Source organism: Burkholderia sp. AU30198, from assembly GCF_020419825.1.
Classification (GTDB): domain Bacteria; phylum Pseudomonadota; class Gammaproteobacteria; order Burkholderiales; family Burkholderiaceae; genus Burkholderia.
The window spans coordinates 221,230-237,237 of record NZ_JAIZSA010000001.1; the positions used below are offsets into that span (position 1 = coordinate 221,230).

15 protein-coding genes are annotated in these 16,008 nt (G+C 68.1%); 6 read left to right on the forward strand and 9 right to left on the reverse strand.

What is annotated here, in order from left to right; translation table 11 throughout:
- Window positions 1-72: 72 nt before the first annotated feature.
- The gene (locus tag LGN19_RS00945) at window positions 73-1,014 is read left to right on the forward strand and encodes an AEC family transporter (RefSeq protein WP_226212872.1); all 942 of its coding nucleotides are present in this window, start codon (window positions 73-75) and stop codon (window positions 1,012-1,014) included.
- A 246-nt stretch (window positions 1,015-1,260) separates the two neighbouring features.
- Here LGN19_RS00945 and LGN19_RS00950 read toward each other — a convergent pair whose 3' ends face one another.
- The 3 genes from LGN19_RS00950 to LGN19_RS00960 all read right to left on the reverse strand — a co-directional run bounded on the left by LGN19_RS00950 (window position 1,261) and on the right by LGN19_RS00960 (window position 4,802).
- Window positions 1,261-2,439 (reverse strand): LysR family transcriptional regulator, encoded by a 1,179-nt coding sequence (locus tag LGN19_RS00950; RefSeq protein ID WP_226212873.1) that lies wholly within the window; start codon window positions 2,437-2,439, stop codon window positions 1,261-1,263.
- A 61-nt stretch (window positions 2,440-2,500) separates the two neighbouring features.
- Window positions 2,501-3,229 carry an aspartate/glutamate racemase family protein gene (locus LGN19_RS00955; RefSeq protein WP_226212874.1) on the reverse strand — a complete coding sequence of 243 codons (729 nt, stop codon included), beginning with the start codon at window positions 3,227-3,229 and terminating at the stop codon, window positions 2,501-2,503.
- A gap of 22 nt (window positions 3,230-3,251) precedes the next feature.
- Window positions 3,252-4,802 carry an NCS1 family nucleobase:cation symporter-1 gene (locus LGN19_RS00960; RefSeq protein ID WP_226212875.1) on the reverse strand — a complete coding sequence of 517 codons (1,551 nt, stop codon included), beginning with the start codon at window positions 4,800-4,802 and terminating at the stop codon, window positions 3,252-3,254.
- Window positions 4,803-5,032: 230 nt separating this feature from the next.
- Here LGN19_RS00960 and LGN19_RS00965 point away from each other — a divergent pair, with 230 nt between their 5' ends.
- Both LGN19_RS00965 and LGN19_RS00970 read left to right on the forward strand, forming a co-directional pair.
- On the forward strand, window positions 5,033-5,299 hold the full coding sequence (locus tag LGN19_RS00965; protein WP_226212876.1) for a hypothetical protein: 267 nt from the start codon (window positions 5,033-5,035) through the stop codon (window positions 5,297-5,299).
- A gap of 775 nt (window positions 5,300-6,074) precedes the next feature.
- Window positions 6,075-6,407 carry a hypothetical protein gene (locus tag LGN19_RS00970; RefSeq protein ID WP_174958506.1) on the forward strand — a complete coding sequence of 111 codons (333 nt, stop codon included), beginning with the start codon at window positions 6,075-6,077 and terminating at the stop codon, window positions 6,405-6,407.
- A 120-nt stretch (window positions 6,408-6,527) separates the two neighbouring features.
- Here the strand turns inward: LGN19_RS00970 and mmsB are convergent, their stop codons facing one another.
- From mmsB to LGN19_RS00985, 3 genes are all read right to left on the reverse strand, one after another.
- Window positions 6,528-7,418, reverse strand: coding sequence for a 3-hydroxyisobutyrate dehydrogenase (mmsB, locus tag LGN19_RS00975; RefSeq protein ID WP_174958507.1), 891 nt, complete (start codon window positions 7,416-7,418; stop codon window positions 6,528-6,530).
- A 407-nt stretch (window positions 7,419-7,825) separates the two neighbouring features.
- Window positions 7,826-9,352, reverse strand: a complete 1,527-nt coding sequence (locus LGN19_RS00980) for a CoA-acylating methylmalonate-semialdehyde dehydrogenase (RefSeq protein WP_085043171.1) — start codon at window positions 9,350-9,352, stop codon at window positions 7,826-7,828.
- Between the two features lie 112 nt (window positions 9,353-9,464).
- Window positions 9,465-10,784: an MFS transporter gene (locus tag LGN19_RS00985; protein ID WP_226212877.1), complete on the reverse strand. Its 1,320-nt coding sequence runs from the start codon at window positions 10,782-10,784 to the stop codon at window positions 9,465-9,467.
- Between the two features lie 158 nt (window positions 10,785-10,942).
- On the opposite strand from LGN19_RS00985, the gene LGN19_RS00990 reads away from it, so the two are divergent.
- The 3 genes from LGN19_RS00990 (at window position 10,943) to LGN19_RS01000 (ending at window position 13,350) form a co-directional block, all read left to right on the forward strand.
- Window positions 10,943-11,902: a LysR family transcriptional regulator gene (locus tag LGN19_RS00990; protein WP_226212878.1), complete on the forward strand. Its 960-nt coding sequence runs from the start codon at window positions 10,943-10,945 to the stop codon at window positions 11,900-11,902.
- 99 nt (window positions 11,903-12,001) lie between these two features.
- Window positions 12,002-12,793, forward strand: a complete 792-nt coding sequence (locus LGN19_RS00995) for a uracil permease (RefSeq protein ID WP_175221541.1) — start codon at window positions 12,002-12,004, stop codon at window positions 12,791-12,793.
- A 59-nt stretch (window positions 12,794-12,852) separates the two neighbouring features.
- A complete protein-coding gene (locus LGN19_RS01000; RefSeq protein ID WP_122949748.1) occupies window positions 12,853-13,350 on the forward strand; it encodes an SRPBCC family protein in 498 nt (165 codons plus the stop codon).
- Here the strand turns inward: LGN19_RS01000 and LGN19_RS01005 are convergent.
- The 3 genes from LGN19_RS01005 to LGN19_RS01015 all read right to left on the reverse strand — a co-directional run bounded on the left by LGN19_RS01005 (window position 13,347) and on the right by LGN19_RS01015 (window position 15,974).
- Window positions 13,347-14,270, reverse strand: a complete 924-nt coding sequence (locus tag LGN19_RS01005; protein ID WP_226212879.1) for a hypothetical protein — start codon at window positions 14,268-14,270, stop codon at window positions 13,347-13,349. The genes LGN19_RS01000 and LGN19_RS01005 overlap by 4 nt on opposite strands.
- A 138-nt stretch (window positions 14,271-14,408) precedes the next feature.
- Window positions 14,409-15,131, reverse strand: coding sequence for a haloacid dehalogenase type II (locus LGN19_RS01010; RefSeq protein WP_226212880.1), 723 nt, complete (start codon window positions 15,129-15,131; stop codon window positions 14,409-14,411).
- Window positions 15,132-15,335: 204 nt separating this feature from the next.
- Window positions 15,336-15,974: a hydrolase gene (locus tag LGN19_RS01015; protein ID WP_174958511.1), complete on the reverse strand. Its 639-nt coding sequence runs from the start codon at window positions 15,972-15,974 to the stop codon at window positions 15,336-15,338.
- Between the last annotated feature and the right edge of the window lie 34 nt (window positions 15,975-16,008).

A 16,008-nucleotide genomic window follows, 5' to 3' on the forward strand; every position in this document is an offset into this window, starting at 1 on the left:
GCGCCGCGCATTGGACGCGACCCGGCGGAACCATTAAGCTGGCGCGTCCCGGTTTCACGCAGCGTATTCCAGATGTCATCGACGATCGAGATTCTGTTGCCCGTGTTCGGGCTGATCGCGGCAGGGTTCCTGTGCCGCCGGCGCGGCGTACTCGGACCGGCGGCGGCCTCGGAACTGAACCGCTTCGTCGTGTGGCTCGCGCTGCCCGCGCTGCTGTTCCAGATCATGGCGCACGCATCGTGGCACCAGCTTTATCAGCCCGCCTTCGTCGCCACGTTCGCGCTGACCTGTGCGCTCGTGTTCGCCGGAGTCCTCGCGTGGCGCCTGTTCGCGGGGCGCGGGCTTGCCGATGCGAGCATCGACGCGATTGCCGCGTCGTATCCGAACACCGGCTATCTCGGCTTCCCGCTGTGCCTGCTCGCATTCGGCCCCGACAGCCTCACGCCGACCACGATCGCGACCATTCTCGTGGCGTGCGTGCTGTTCGCCGGCGCGATCGTGCTGATCGAGATCGGGCTGCAGCGCGACCGCGCGCCGCTGAGGCTGATGTGGAAGGTGGTCGGCGCGCTGCTGCGCAACCCGCTGATCGTTGCGCCGCTGGCCGGTGTCGGCGTGTCGGCCGCGCAGGTGCCGCTCGGCGCGCCGGTCGACACGTTCCTGAAGCTGCTCGGCGCGGCCGCGAGCCCGTGCGCGCTCGTCAGCCTCGGGCTGTTTCTCGCGGAGAAGCGGGAAGGGTCCGGCGCGGCGCCGCGCGGCAGTGTTGCGCTGACGGCGGTGAAGCTGTTCGTGCAGCCTGCACTCGCGTGGTGGCTCGGCGTGCGCGTGTTCGCGCTGCCGCCGGTGCTCGCGCAGATCGCCGTCGTGCTTGCCGCGTTGCCGACCGGCACCGGGCCGTACATGCTGGCCGAGTTCTACGGGCGCGAAGCGCAGGTGACGTCGCGCACGATCCTGCTGTCGACGCTCGGGTCGATCGTGTCGCTGTCGGTGCTGCTCGCGCTTGCACGGCACGCGTGATAGGCGCGGTCGATCACGCGCCTGGCGCTGCAGCGCGTATCGCGTATCGCGTCTTGCGAATCGCGTCGCGACGAAGTCGCCTTGCATTGACTGGTGCGATCGACAGGCGAAATGACCGGTGGATATGCAGCTCAGGCTACGTCGACAAGCAGTTCGGGGTCGGCTGTTTTGCCGGGCTGCGTGTCGACGTAGCCCGAGCCGTGTATTGACGTATTGGCCCGTTGTCGTGCCTGTCGATCGCGCCAGTCAATGCGACTTCGTCGCGAGGCGATGGACGCGTGCCGCATGGGCGACACGCCGCGGATGCGACGCATGGCAATGCGTTGACTGCCTGCGGCGCGTGCGTCGTGTGGGTTCGGGCGTATCGGTCGCGGCTGGCGTACCGTTTTGCGCGTCCGCGTTCGCGACTGCGTCGGCCGCCACCGCCGCAACAGCCGGCAGCCTGGCCTCCGCGTCGAGCCACGCGCGCGTCGCTTCCGCGATTAACCCGCGCAGCCAGCGCACGCCGTCGGCGCACGCGCCCGATTCGTTCCAGGTCATCCGGTACACGATGTCCGGCGGCTCCGCCGGCAGCGCGAGCGCGGCGAGCGGCAGCAGCTTCGCATAGTGCCGTGCGAGCCGGTACGTGGTGGTCAGCAGCAAGTCGGTGCGCACGAGCGCATGCGCGGCGAGTTCGAAGTGCGGCAGCGTGACGACGATCCGCCGCTGCAGACCCACGCGTTCGAGCTGCCGGTCGATCGCGCCGGATGCTTCGAGCCACGACGGTGTCGGGCACAACTGCGGCGCTTCGGCAAAATCGGCCGCCGTCATCGTGCCGCGCCGTGCGAGCGGATGCGTCGCACGCATCAGGCACACGACGCGATCGTCGAACAGGTCGTCCTGCCGGAACCGCGACGAGCGCGCCGGGCGATTGTCGATCACGACGTCGAGCTCGCCGTCGGCGAGCGCGCGCTCGTCGTCGAAGCCGTCGCCGAGCGGATGGAACACGAGCTGCGCGTTCGGCGCACGTTCGCGGAACAGCGCGACGAGCTTCGGCACGAACAGCACGTTCAGGTAGTCGGGGCAGCCGATCCGGTAGGTGCGCACCGACGTGCGCGCGTCGAACGTCGGTTGCTGGATGCGGATGAAGTCGATCACGCGCAGCGCGTTGCGCAGCGGGTCGATCAGCCGCGCGCCGAATTCGGTCGGCACCATCCCGTAGCGGCTGCGCACCAGCAGCGGATCGCCGAGCAGCGTGCGCAGGCGCTTGAGCGCGGCGCTCGTCGCCGGCTGCGACATGTTCAGGCGCACGGCCGCACGCGACACGGTGCGCTCGGTCAGCAGCACGAGCAGGATGCGCATCAACCGTGCATCGAGCGCGTCGAGCGCGCCCGCGGCGTCGGACACGTCGCGGGGCAGGGCGTTCGGGTCTAGCGTGTCCCGCATGCCGAACGACCTCCCGGCGACCCGGCGCCCGAGCGCGACGCAGCAGTAGGCCGGCGGTGCGTCATTTGGCGAAGGTGCCCGGCCAGCCGACGATCCGCTTCGGGCGCGGCGGCGCGTACGTGCGGACCTTCGACGTTTTCAGTTTCAGGCGCACCAGCGACTCGGCGAGCGCGACCGCGGCCGATACGCCGTCGACGACCGGCACGCCCGTGCATTCCTCGATCTGCCGGTCGAGGCCGGCCATCCCGCCGCAGCCGAGGCAGATCACTTCCGCGTGATCGTCCTTCACCGCGCGCTGCGCTTCGGCGACGATCGACTCGATCGCGCGGGCCGGGTTCTCTTCGAGCTCGAGCACCGCGAGGCCGCTCGCGCGCACCGACGCGCAGCGCGCGTCGAGCCCGGCGAGCTTCAGGCGATCCTCGATCAGCGGCACCGTGCGGTCGAGCGTCGTGACGACCGAGTAGCGATGGCCGAGCAGCATCGCGATGCTTGCGGCCGCTTCGGTGATGTCGACGACGGGCACCGTCAGCAGTTCCTGCAGACCTTCGCGGCCGTGTTCGCCGTAGCCGGCCTGGATCACCGCGTCGTACGGCTCGTCGTAGCTCAGCACGCGATCCATCACGGCGATCGCTGCAAGGTAGCTCTCGAAGTTGCCTTCGACCGACTCCGCGCCGAAGCGCGGCGTCAGGCCGACGATCTCCGTGCCCGGCGACGCGGCGGCCTGCGCCTGCGCGGCGATCGCGTCGGTGATCGACTCGGTCGTGTTGACGTTGACTACCAGGATCCTCATTGCGACTCCGTATGCATGTGTTTCAGTGTTGGGCGCAGGCGACTGCGATGGGTTCGCCCGAGCGCTCCTCGTAGTGCCGTTTGCGATCGGCCAGCAGCCAGTACACGCTGCCCGCGATGGCCGCGCCGAGCAGCCACGAGAACGGCGTCATCGCGCTGAAGGCCGGCACGACGGCGAGCGTGATCGAGATCAGCGCGGACGGCACGAGCGCCGCAAGCGCCTTGCGGTTCACGCCGCGCGTGTAGAAGTAGGTGCCGGTCGGCGCTTCGGTATAGAGGTCGGGCACGTTCACGCGCTGCTTGCGCACGAGCCAGTAGTCGACCGTGATGATCCCGTACAGCGGGCCGAGCAGCGCGCCGAGGCCGGACAGGAAGTAGACGATCACGATCGGGCTGTTGTACAGGTTCCACGGCAGGATCAGCACGGCGACCGTCGCGCTGATCAGGCCCGCGCGGCGGAACGACAGGCGATGCGGCGCGAGGCTCGTCAGCACGAAGGCCGGCGCGACGAAGTTCGCCATGATGTTCACGGCGACCGTCACGATCAGGAACGCGAGGCAGCCGAGCACGAGGAACAGCTTGTTCGGCACCGTCGCGATGATTTCCGTCGGGCTGTGGATGATGTGGCCGTTCAGCTTGAACTGCGCACCGGCGAGCACGAAGCTGATCGTCGCGAACACGAGGATGTTCACCGGCAGGCCCCAGAAGTTGCCCACGCGCACCGTCTTCGCGCTCGGCGACGAACGCGCGAAATCGCAGAAATTGAGCACCAGCGTGCCGTAGATCGCGAGCCACAGCGAGCCACCCGCGAAGATCTCCGTCCACATCTTGAAGCCGGTCAGCGGCTTGCCGATCGACATCGCGAGATGGCCGCCGGTGCGGCTGACCATCCACGCGGCGAGCGACAGCGTCGTGACGAGGATCACCGGGCCGGCCAGCCCCTCGTACTTGCGGACCATTTCCATTCCGAACGTGAGGATGCCGATCTGCACGAGCCAGATCGCGACGAACGTGACCCAGCCGAGCGTCGACAGCCCGAAGATCGCATTCTGGTCGAAGGCGGCTAGGCCCGGCCAGATCGCGGTGAGCAGCACGCGCAGCACGACCGACGCGAGATAGGTCTGGATACCGAACCATGCGATCGCGATCACCGCGCGGATCATCGCGGGCAGCAGCGCACCGTAGATGCCGAAGCTCATCCGGCTGATCACCGGGAACGGCACGCCGGTCTTCTGGCCCATGTAGCCGGTGAGGTTCATGAAGCAGTACACCAGCACCGCGCCGATCGCGAGCGACGCGAGCATCTGCCAGCCCGACAGGCCGAGCGCGAACAGCCCGATGGCGAACGAGTAGTTCGCGATGTTGTGCACGTCGTTGGTCCACAGCGCGAAGATGCTGTAGCGGCCCCACGTCCGGCCCTCGGCCTTGGTCGGCGCGAGGTCGGGATTGTGCAGCCGCGGGCTCAGCGCCGCATCGCGCGCGGCCGAATCGGGTCGATACGATGCGTCGTCCGCGCCGAGCACGATGCCCGGGCGGTGGGTGGCTTCCAGTTGCACGCCGTTGTCTCCTTCCATGTTCGGGGCGCGAAACCGGCAACGTGGGAACGCTGCGCCGGCCCGGCCGCCGTGGACGTTATGTCTCGGATTTGTTCGCGAGTATGGAAGGCCGGCCCGATGATGGGAAATTAAATATTCGGTTAGGCGTCATTTGAAAAATGAATGGAATTCGGGTGGCTGCGGCGGCCGCGCGGCACGCGAATTGCTCGCCAGCGGGCTCCATCCACATCGACATCAGCGGAGGTGCCATGCAGCGCTATTCATTTCGTCATGTATCGCGAGCCGTCTTCGCCGGCATCCTGATTGCGGGTCTGGCGGCAGGCGCGGGTTGCCAGAAGAAGAGCGACAGCGACAGCGGTGGCGCGAGCTCGGATACGAGCGCCACGGGCGGCATGTCGGCCGCGCCGTCGGGCACGCCGGGCAGCGGCGGCGCGGCCGGCAGCAGTGGCGGCGAAAGCGGTGGCGCCAGCATGCCGGGCGCGGCCTCCGCGCCGGGCGGCGCGAGCGGCGGCTGACCCTCGGCTGACCAGGGCGGTGGACGTCGCGCCGGCCGCGCGCGGGGGCGGCGTTCGCGTGACGGGTGACGGGTGCCGCCGGCCTGGCACGAGCGCCCGGGTGGTGTGCGTGCGCTCTGCCGCGCACATGAAAGATTTGCAAGGACCGTTGTAGCGATTCCCGGACCGGCGGCGACAGCCTGATGCCGGCGCGCGCCGGCCAGGCAAGGAGATGCGATGCAGCACGCATGGCACCTGCTTGCGATGCGGGATCGCCGCGCGAAGGGGCGCGCGGTGCGCAGCGCCGGTTGAGGGAAGGATGCGGTCCGCCGGATCGGCGGGCGCGTCGATGACGCAAGCGATGTGCCCGCGTGGCTACGCGCCGGGCTTGGGGGATGGTTTCGACGGTCGGCCCATGGCTGACCTGCCGCGCACATCCGCGCCATGCGCCGAAAGCAGCCGACACGGCGGAGCCTCGTGGAAGCACCGAAAGGATCCGCCACTAATCTGCAGGCGGAGAACGCGATGCGGCGATACGACGATACGACGATACGGCGATACGGCGATACGGCGCGGCGGTAGGGCGGCGGGGCGGCGATACGGCAGGGCAACAGGGCAAAACTACCCGTTGGCGGCATCTGGCCCTGAAACGGGGCGAAAATATTGCCCCATTTTCATCATCGTTTAACCATTCGAAACAATGTGTTCACTGAAAGGGGCATGATCTCCGGCGATCGAGCAGGCATACTGTCGCCTATGTTGCTCAATGCGCGTCGAACGGCGCGCGCTTGCCCCCATGTCCACTCCAGTTTCCTTTCGAACCCTGCGATGGTTGACCGTCGCGGCTGCTGCATGCTTGCTCGCCGCGTGTTCGACCTCTTCCGACGTGACCGCGACGTCGAACCCGAACGTGTTTACCGTGACGACGCGCACGGTCGGCGTGTCGACGACGTGGGCCGACGCCCATACGAAGGCCTTCGACGAAGCCACCAACTACTGCACGCAGCGCGGGATGCGCGCGAGCATGAAGCAGGAATCGCTGACCAGCGGCAGCCGTGTCGGCGCGCGCTCCGAACTCGCGTTCGAGTGCCATCCGACCTTCGAGACGGCGTCGAACCCGCGCGGTTGAGCGACCGGCGGCGTTGACGCGCCGCCGCCTGCCGCGTTTTCCTTCCCCGCACGCAAAACGACCCGCGATGCCGTTCAGGCACATCGCGGGTCGGCGCACGTCCGGCGTCGGCTGCGGCGGTTACGCCGGCTGCGCCTCGTACAGCTTCACGCACGCGGAGAAGTCGAGCGTGCCGAGCCCCTGCTGGCTCATCGACTGATAGAGCTGCTGCGCAAGCGCGCCCATCCACACCGGCTGGTGCGCGCTCCGTGCCGCTTCGGTCGCGAGCCCGAGATCCTTCAGCATCAGGTTCGCCGCGAAGCCGCCCGCGTAGCCGCGCGCGGCCGGCGCGGTGTCGCTCACGCCCGGATACGGGTTGTACGTGTCCGAGCTCCAGCAGCGGCCGGTCGACGTATTGATGATGCCGGCCAGCACGGCCGGATCGATCCCGAGCGCGGCGCCGAGCGCCATCGCTTCCGACACGCCCATCATCGAGATCCCGAGCAGCAGGTTGTTGCAGATTTTCGCGATCTGCCCGGTGCCCGTGCCGCCGCAATGCACGACGTTCTTGCCCATGGCGAGCAACACGGGGCGGATGCGCTCGAACAGCGCGGCGTCCGCGCCGACCATGAAGGTCAGCGTGCCGGCCTGCGCGCCGCCGGTGCCGCCCGACACGGGCGCGTCGGCGAGCGGGAAGCCGCGCTGCGCGGCGGCGTCGGCCACCGCGCGCACGGTGCCGGGATCGATCGTGCTGCAGTCGATCAGCGTCGCGCCGGCGCGTGCGCCGGCCAGCACGCCGTCGTCGCCGAGGTAGACCGCGCGCACGTGCTGCGCGGCCGGCAGCATCGTGATCACGATGGCGCCTTGTGCGGCGGCTTCGCGCGGCGAGCTGGCGGCCGTCGCGCCCGCGCGTACCGCGACCTCGACCGCGTGCGCGTCGAGGTCGAACACTGTCAGCGCGTGGCCGGCTTTCAGCAGGTTGGCGGCCATCGGGCCGCCCATGTTGCCGAGTCCGATGAATGCAATTTCCATGTATAGGTCTCCGTGTCGACCGGACTTGGCGCTTCAGCGCCTAGTCCGGTCCCATGCTTCGCGGTCGACCGGACTTGGCGCTTCAGCACCTAGTCCGGTCCCATGCTTTGCGGTCGACCGGACTTGGTGCTTTAGCGCTTGGTCCAGTCCCATGCTTCGCGGTCGACCGGACTTGGTGCTTTAGCGCTTAGTGCGGTCCCATGCTTCGCGGTCGACCGGACTTGGCGCTTTAGCGCTTAGTGCGGCCCCATGCTTCGCGGCCGACCGGACTTGGCGCTTTAGCGCTTAGTGCGGCCCCATGCTTCGCGGCCGACCGGACTTGGCGCCTTAGCGCTTGGTCCAGTCCCATGCTTCGCGGCCGACCGGACTTGGCGCCTTAGCGCTTGGTCCGGCCCCATGCTTCGCACTCAGCGCAGCGCGATCGTCGTGTTCACACCACCGGCCGTCGCGTCGTCGTCGAACCAGCGCGCGGTGACCGTCTTCGTCTGCGTGTAGAACTGCACGACCTGCTTGCCGTACGGGCCGAGATCGCCGAGCTTCGAGCCGCGCGAGCCCGTGAAGCTGAAGTAGGGCACCGGCACCGGAATCGGGATGTTGATGCCGACCTGGCCGATGTCGATCTCGCTCTGGAACTTGCGCGCGGCCGCTCCGCTCTGCGTGAACAGCCCCACGCCGTTGCCCATCGGGTTGCGGTTGACGAGCGCGATCGCTTCGTCGAGCGTGTCGGCTTCGAGCACGACCACCACTGGCCCGAAGATTTCTTCCGTGTAGATCGACATGTCGGTCGTCACGCCCGAGAAGATCGTCGGGCCGACGAAGTTGCCCTGCTCGTAGCCGGGCACCTTCACGTCGCGGCCGTCGAGCAACAGCGTCGCGCCTTCCTTCACGCCCGCGTCGATCAGCGACAGGATGCGTTCCTTCGCCGCCTTCGACACGACAGGCCCGACGTCCGTACCGGCTTCCGCGCCCGCATTGACCTTCAGCGCCTTCGCCTTCTCGACGAGTTCGGGCAGCCAGTCGCGCGCCTTGCCGACCAGCACGACAACCGACGTCGCCATGCAGCGCTGGCCCGCCGCGCCGAAGCCCGCGCCGACGAGTGCGTTGATCGACTGCTCGCGGTGCGCATCGGGCAGCACGACTGCGTGGTTCTTCGCGCCCATCATCGACTGCACGCGCTTGCCGTGCTGGCTGCCGAGGTTGTACACGTGCGTGCCGACGCGCGTCGAGCCGACGAACGAGATCGCCTTGATGTCCGGATGCGTGCAGAGACGGTCGACCACCGTCTTGCCGCCGTGCACGACGTTCAGCACGCCCTGCGGCACGCCGGCTTCGATGGCGAGTTCGACGAGCTGCATCGTCGACAGCGGGTCCTGCTCCGACGGCTTCAGCACGAACGTGTTGCCGCACACGATCGCCATCGGGAACATCCACAGCGGGATCATGCCGGGGAAGTTGAACGGCGTGATGCCCGCGCACACGCCGATCGGCTGGCGCAGCGTGTAGGTATCGACGCCGCCCGCGACGTTCTCCGCGAATTCGCCTTGCTGCAGCGTGCCGATCGAGCACGCGTGCTCGACGACTTCGAGACCGCGGAAGATGTCGCCCTGCGCGTCGGGCAGTGTCTTGCCTTGTTCGGCGGTCAGCGTGTGCGCGATCCGTTCGAGATTGCGGCGCACGAGATCCTGGAACTTCAGCATGATGCGCAGCCGCGCGCCGATCGGCGTCGTCTTCCACGTCTGGAACGCGCGCTGCGCGGACGCGATCGCGGCGTCGACCTCGTCGAGCGTCGCGTACGGCACGCGGCCGATCACTTCCTGCGTCGCGGGGTTGACGATGTCGCCCCATTCGGCGCTTTGCGATTCGACGAATGCGCCGTCGATCAGCAGCTTGGCGGTGGGCAGGGCGAGGGTGGTCTGGGGAACTGCGGCGTTCATGGAACTCTCCGGGAAACGGTGTGGCAACTAAAAAGGGGCCCCGTCTCCGCCGCGCATGCGCGCGCGGCGGACGGCAGGACGAACTGAAATCGATCGAATGCGGGCCGGCGCGTCAGGCACGTGCCGGGCGCATCAGCGCGGTACACACGAGCGCGAACACGCCGAAGCCGACGAGGTACGCGATCACGTAGTGCGGCTGGCCGCCGCCGGCCTTGAGCAGCGACGTCGCGATCATCGGCGCGAAGCCGCCGCCGATCACGCCGGCGAGCTGCACCGACAGCGAGATGCCGCTGTAGCGGATTTCCGCCGGGAACTGCTGCGCGAACAGCAGCGACTCCGGCGCATAGAGGATCGGGAACACGACGCCGAGGCCGAGCACGATCGCCCACCACGCGTACGACACCTGCTGCGTGCCGAGCATCATGAAGAACGGCGCGGCGAACGCGCACATCAGCACGAGGCCGATCGCGAACATCCGGCGCTGGCCGATCTTGTCGCTCAGGTGGCCGCACAGCGGCATCGTGACGAGCGACAGCGCCGCGCCGGCCGTGATCGCGTGGAGCATCTCGGCCTTCGGCAGATGCAGCTGCTGCGTCGCGTAAGCGAGCGCGAATGTGACGACCATGTAGAACCAGGTGTTCTCGGCGGCGCGTGCGCCGACGATCGTCAGCACTTCGCGCGGATGGCGGCGCAGCGCGGCCGTCACCGGCGACTTCTCGGCCTTGCCCTGGCGCTGCATCTTCTCGAAGTCGGGCGACTCGGGCACTTTTGCGCGGATGAACCAGCCGAGCCCGACGAGCGCGATGCTCGCGAGGAACGGCACGCGCCAGCCCCACGACAGCATGTCGGCTTCCGGCAGCGCGGCCACCGCGGCCATCGCGACCGACGACAGGATCAGGCCGAGCCCGACACCCGTCTGCGGCAGGCTGCCGAACAGCCCCTTGCGGCCCTTCGGCGCGTGTTCGACGGCCATCAGCACCGCGCCGCCCCATTCGCCGCCGACGGCCATCCCCTGCAGGAAGCGCATCGCGATCAGCAGCGCGGCGGCCCAGTAGCCGATGCTGTCGTAAGACGGAATCAGCCCGATGATCATGCTCGGCACGCCCATCAGCAGCAGCGTGATCATCAGCATCGACTTGCGGCCGATACGGTCGCCGAAGTGGCCGAACACGATGCCGCCCATCGGCCGCCCGATGAAGCCGACCGCGAACGTGCCGAACGCGGCGAGCGTGCCGACGACGGGGTCCAGCGACGGGAAGAAGATGCGGTTGAAGACGAGCGCGGCGGCCGTGCCGTAGAGGAAGAAGTCGTACCACTCGATCGTGGTGCCGGCCATGCTGGCCCAGCCGGCCAGCAGGTAGTGCTTCGCGGTGCGCTCGGGCGCCGGCGCCGCGACTGTCGCATGCTCATCGAGGGTGGATCGGGTCTGCATGGTGTCTCCGTGGTGGGTGCCGCGGCTCGTGGTCCGCAGGTCACGGTCGAGTATAGTTATGCGCAGATTCATCATGTACCGATAAAGAAACCGGTTGGATATGCATTTATGCATAACGACGGCCGGCCCGGAGACTCCAGCCCCTTTTTCCCTCGCCGATGCGACATGCCACCGAGCCGGTTTCCGGCAACCTGAACTGGGACGACCTGCGTTTTTTCCTCGAAGTCGCGCGCACGCAGCGCGCGAGCGGCGCCGCGAAGCGGCTGGGGGTCGATTACACGACCGTCGCGCGGCGCATTCGCGCGCTCGAGGCCGCGATGGGCACGCTGCTGTTCGACAAGTCGCGCTCCGGCGGCTTCACGCTGACGGCCGAAGGGCAGCGGCTGGTCGCGTATGCGGACGCGATGGAGACGACCGTGCAGTCCGCGTGCGACCAGGTCGCGAATACGGGCGAGGCGCTGTCGGGCCATGTGCGGATCGGGTCGACGGAAGGGTTCGGGTGCTTTTTCCTCGCGCCGCAGCTCGCGCAGTTCCGTGCCGAGCATCCGCACGTGACGGTCGACCTGCTGCCGGTGCCGCATTTCGTCAACCTGCCGAAGCGCGAGGCCGACCTGGCGATCACGCTCGAGCGGCCAGAGCGCGGGCCTTACGTGGTCACCAAGCTGTGCGACTACCAGCTGCGGCTCTATGCGACGCGCGACTATCTCGCGAATCACGATCCGATCACCTGCACGGACGATCTCGCGCAGCACGCGTTCATCAGCTACGTCGACGATCTCGCGTTCAGCAACGAGCTGCTGTACCTGGATCGCGCGGTGCCGGGCGCCACGGCCGGGCTGCGCACGACGAGCGTGATCGCGCAGTATTTCGCGGCGCTGCAGGGCGGCGGGCTGGCGATCCTGCCGTGCTTCATGGCGGCCACGCAGCCGGCGCTCGCGCCCGTGCTGCCGGACGACGTGGTCGTCACGCGCTGCTTCTGGCTGACCTGCCGCGAGGATCTGCGCAAGCTGCGGCGCGTGACCGCGCTGTGGGATTACCTGCGCGCGGCGGCGGACGCGAATCGCGCGCTGCTGTCGGGCGAATCGGGGAGGCTGAGATTCGTCGGCGAACCGGAATAGCGGAGCGGGTGGCGTGGCGGTCGCAGTGGCGACGAAGTGACCGATCGGTATGAAAAAACGGCCGACCAAGATCCGGCCGGGTTATCGGGGGAAACGCAGATGGCTTTGACGCATGCGGGCAAGGTTTTCGTGGTGTGTGTGGCCGTATTCGGCGTGGCCGCGTATTGGCTCGCGTCGCGCATGGTGCGCCGCCAGAACGGCGGCACGCGCGGATCGGGCGGCGCGGTGGCGTTCTGGTGGCTCGTGTGCTTTTGCCTGGTGTCGCTGTGCTTCCCGTTCGCGTACTGGATCGGCGACGAACTCTACGACCTGGCGGTGTCACCGAAATACGAGGCGACCGTCGTGTCCTACCAGTCCGAGTGGGACACCTGCGAGCGTCGCGACAGCAGCGGGCGTACCGATAAATACCCGTGCATCAAGTACACGTCGATCCTGGAAGCCGTGATGCCGGATGGCCAGCGGGTCGTGCTGCCGGGCAACATCCGCTCGGGCAGCGTGCCGGAGATCGGCGAGCGCGTCGATGTCGTGCTGCCGCAGGGCGCGAATCAGCTGCACGAGCGCAGCGTGCGCAGTGTCGGCCTGCTGGCCGGCGGCGGGCTGATGGTCGCGATGATCGGGTACTTCCTCTACCTGATCGCCGCGTACGGCGCCGGCCGGAACCTCGACGGCGCGGCCCGCTTCGGCGTGGCGGTGGTGATGAACGGGCTCGTGCCGCTCGGCGCGCTGCTGATGGAAATCGGCTTCCTGAGCGTGCCGTACCGCTACTGGGCGCGCGGGAATCCGGAGCAGTGGCCGGTGTGGGTGCTGGCGCTCTGCCTGCTGTTCGCGCTCGGGCTGCTGCCGTTGCTGCTCATCTACGCGCGAACCGCCTGGCGCGCGGTCGTGAAGTAACGGAGGTGGCGGCGCGGTTGTGCCATCATGTCAGCACCGACAGCCGCCAGGAGACGGTCGTGGAAATTCATTCGCAGTGGACCTTCGATTGCCGGCCCGAGCATGTATGGCCGCATTTCCTCCATGCCCGGATGGACGACACGCGGCCGTTGCTGTTCCGCCTCGGCGTGCCGAAGCCGGTCAGTTGCCGCGTGCTCGAAGGCGTGCCGGCCATCGGCAACACGCGGCAGTGCACGACCGATCGCGGCACGATCGACCAGCGGATCCTCGTGCTCGACGAGAATCGCCGGCTGCGTTACCGGATGGTGGCGTCGACGGTGTGGTGCCGCGACTGGGTCGGGCTGCTCGAGGACGAATTCACGCTGACGCCAATCGAAGGCGGCAGGACACGCGTCGAACGGCGCACCGTGTTCAGCGCGCGCGGCCTCTTCAGGCCGGTTCGGCAGATCGGGTTGTGGCTCGCGTTGCAGCAGGCGCACCGGTATGCGGCCCGCAACTGGCGGCGCCTTGCGATGGCGGCGCAGGGGCAGGCGGTCGCGATGGCGCCGGCGCGCTAGGCCTTGGGCGCGGGCGCGTAAAAGATTTGCCCGATATCCGTGTCGCGCGCCTGGCCGTTGCGTTCGGCCTCGGTGCGCGTTTCGAAGAAATGGACCTTGCACAGATCCGGCCGGCCCAGCGCCTTCAGGATGCTCGACGTGCGCCACGCCGGCAGCCAGTCGGACCACGACAGCCGCACGCCCACGAGCAGCGCGAGCAGGACACCGATCGCGAGCGGCCCGCCCAGCAACACGGCCAGATCGGTATCCAGGTCGGAGAAGCCGCCGTCGCCGGTCCATAGCACCAGGGCCATCATCGGGATGACAAAGCAGTTCATGCCGATGAACATCCATTTCCACGCCAGCCAGAGAACGTGTGTGAGGCAGGCCAGCCCCTTGTCGCCGCACGCGTGATCCATGACCATGCGCTGCCGGTCGGGAGACGACAGCGCGAACAGGCGGCCGCGGCGATCGATCACGGCAACCACGTCGTCGCCAACGTCGAAGCACTGGCCGCCAAGGAACCCTCGGTACGTATTGCCGCCAATTTCGATTTCCACCGGAAGCTTCGCGAACAGGATCTTGCCGTTCTTCCCGACCATCACGTATGCGTTTGCCGACGAGAAGGTCCTGGTCTCGCGCAAGTTCGCGTACGACCACGTCGCCGGATGCTCGACCTTGTCGGCCGCGGCGTTCAACTGGGCGAGGACGAAATCTTCGTCGGCTTGCTGAAACATCAGCGCATTGGCCGCGGCCCCGTTACCGGTGAGCGCCGCAAGGATCGGCACCGCGGTGTGCGTGAACCAGTAGCCGAGCGATTTCTTGCGGGCTTCGGGGTCGACGGGTGGCACCTGACGGCTTCCGGCACTGCCTTGGTCGGGGCGCTCGAGAAAGCGCAATGCGGTCAGTTTGCCTTCGACAAGACGCAGGGGTGACGACATAGGGGACGCGGCCGCGACGGGACAGGGTGGGCGGAGTCTACCAGTCGTCTGACTTTATGCGCGACGCGCCCGACGCACCGCTCCGCCGGCCCTGCAGGGCGGCCGGCAGCGCGCTGCGCTCGCGCATCGAGCCCGGCCTCAACCCGGGCAACCCAGCCGGTCCGCGAGTTCGTGCAGATCCTTGACGTCGAAGTCCCACGCGTCGTCGGCTTTCAGGTCGGTCGTCTGGCCGGGCCCGTGTTCGGTCGGCCTCAGCACGAACGCGGTCGACAGCCCCTGCCGGCGCGCGGCCGCGAGATCGCCGTTGTGCGCGGCGACCAGGCACAGCTCGGCCGGTTCGACGCCGAGAATCTCGACGGTGTCGCTGTACACCTGCGGCGACGGCTTGTACGCGCGGACGACTTCGGCGCCGAGAATCGCATCCCACGGCAGCCCCGCGCGTTTCGCGACGTCGACCATCAGCCGGATGTTGCCGTTCGACAGCGGTGCGATGATGAAGCGCCGCTTCAGCCGTTGCAGCGCCGCGACTGCGTCGGGCCACGGGTCGAGGCTGTGCCACGCGAGGTTGAGCGCATCGATGTCGGCGTCGGGCACGTCGACGATCCCGTAGCGGTCGAGCGTGCGGACGAGGTTCTCGCGGTGCAGGACGTCGAGCCGCACGTAGCGGCGGCGCCCGCTGCGGATTTCCTCCATCGACGGCGAATATTCGGCCCGCCACGCATCGGCGAATTCGAGCGGGTCGAGCGCGGGGGCATAGCGGTCGAGGAACGCGGCAGCGCCGCGTGCCACGCCGCCTCTCCAGTCGACGATCGTTCCGAAGACATCGAAAACGAGCGCCTTGATTTCGGCAGGGTTCGTCATGGTGATCCAGTGAGGGTCGATCGATGAGGTTACGAATCGCCGTGCCGCCGGATTGCGCGGCGCCGGTTCGATCGACATTGAATCACGGATACGGAAAGGCGGCCTGACCGGCCACGGGGGGATCCGGGTGGCGCGGAACGGATGAGGCCGACAGCGCGCGGGTGCGCGGCGCCGGCCGGAAACGTCCGCGGCCGCGCGAGCCCGTCAGCTCTTGTCGTACGAGAACTGGATGCCGGCCGTGCCGCCGGTTTCGATGAACAGGTCGATGAAGGCCGGCACGGTGGCGCTGCGCGCCCAGTCGCGCTGCAGCTCGCAGAACAGCTGCGCGACGCTGATCATCTGGCCGCCGGCCTGTTCGATGCGGCGCAGCGCCGCGTCGTGCGCGGCAACCGACGTGCCGCCCACCGCGTCGACGACCACGTACACCTCGTAGCCGGCCTTCAGCGCGTCGAGCGCCGGGAACGTCAGGCACGCTTCGGTCCACAGGGCGGTCATGATCAGCTTCTTGCGGCCGGTCGCCTCGACGGCCTGGCGAAACTCGACGTCTTCCCACGAATTGATGCTCGTGCGGTCGTAGGTCGGATGGCCTTCCAGCGCCGCGCGCAGTTGGGGGATCGGCGGCTTGTTCAGGCCGGTCTTCACGTTGACGGTCGAGTGGACGATCGGCAGGCCATACGCGACGGCTGCCTTCGACGCGCCGACGATGTTGTTGATCAGCAGCTGGCGATCCATCGACGCGATGGAGTTCACCTGGACCGGCTGGTAATCGATGACGATGAACGCCGCATTCTGCGGGGTGAGCAGGTGGTCGTTCGCGGGGTCGCGAATCGGTTCGCTTGCCATGGTTGCCTCCAGAGACAGTGCAGGAAGTGATGGG

Excerpts from the sequence above, each read along its gene's own strand:
- LGN19_RS00945 (WP_226212872.1), top strand. The coding sequence starts at position 73 with ATGTCATCGACGATCGAGATTCTGTTGCCCGTGTTCGGGCTGATCGCG.
- LGN19_RS00950 (WP_226212873.1), bottom strand. The coding sequence starts at position 2,439 with ATGCGGGACACGCTAGACCCGAACGCCCTGCCCCGCGACGTGTCCGAC.
- LGN19_RS00955 (WP_226212874.1), bottom strand. The coding sequence starts at position 3,229 with ATGAGGATCCTGGTAGTCAACGTCAACACGACCGAGTCGATCACCGAC.
- LGN19_RS00960 (WP_226212875.1), bottom strand. The coding sequence starts at position 4,802 with ATGGAAGGAGACAACGGCGTGCAACTGGAAGCCACCCACCGCCCGGGC.
- LGN19_RS00965 (WP_226212876.1), top strand. The coding sequence starts at position 5,033 with ATGCAGCGCTATTCATTTCGTCATGTATCGCGAGCCGTCTTCGCCGGC.
- LGN19_RS00970 (WP_174958506.1), top strand. The coding sequence starts at position 6,075 with ATGTCCACTCCAGTTTCCTTTCGAACCCTGCGATGGTTGACCGTCGCG.
- mmsB (WP_174958507.1), bottom strand. The coding sequence starts at position 7,418 with ATGGAAATTGCATTCATCGGACTCGGCAACATGGGCGGCCCGATGGCC.
- LGN19_RS00980 (WP_085043171.1), bottom strand. The coding sequence starts at position 9,352 with ATGAACGCCGCAGTTCCCCAGACCACCCTCGCCCTGCCCACCGCCAAG.
- LGN19_RS00985 (WP_226212877.1), bottom strand. The coding sequence starts at position 10,784 with ATGCAGACCCGATCCACCCTCGATGAGCATGCGACAGTCGCGGCGCCG.
- LGN19_RS00990 (WP_226212878.1), top strand. The coding sequence starts at position 10,943 with ATGCGACATGCCACCGAGCCGGTTTCCGGCAACCTGAACTGGGACGAC.
- LGN19_RS00995 (WP_175221541.1), top strand. The coding sequence starts at position 12,002 with ATGGCTTTGACGCATGCGGGCAAGGTTTTCGTGGTGTGTGTGGCCGTA.
- LGN19_RS01005 (WP_226212879.1), bottom strand. The coding sequence starts at position 14,270 with ATGTCGTCACCCCTGCGTCTTGTCGAAGGCAAACTGACCGCATTGCGC.
- LGN19_RS01010 (WP_226212880.1), bottom strand. The coding sequence starts at position 15,131 with ATGACGAACCCTGCCGAAATCAAGGCGCTCGTTTTCGATGTCTTCGGA.
- LGN19_RS01015 (WP_174958511.1), bottom strand. The coding sequence starts at position 15,974 with ATGGCAAGCGAACCGATTCGCGACCCCGCGAACGACCACCTGCTCACC.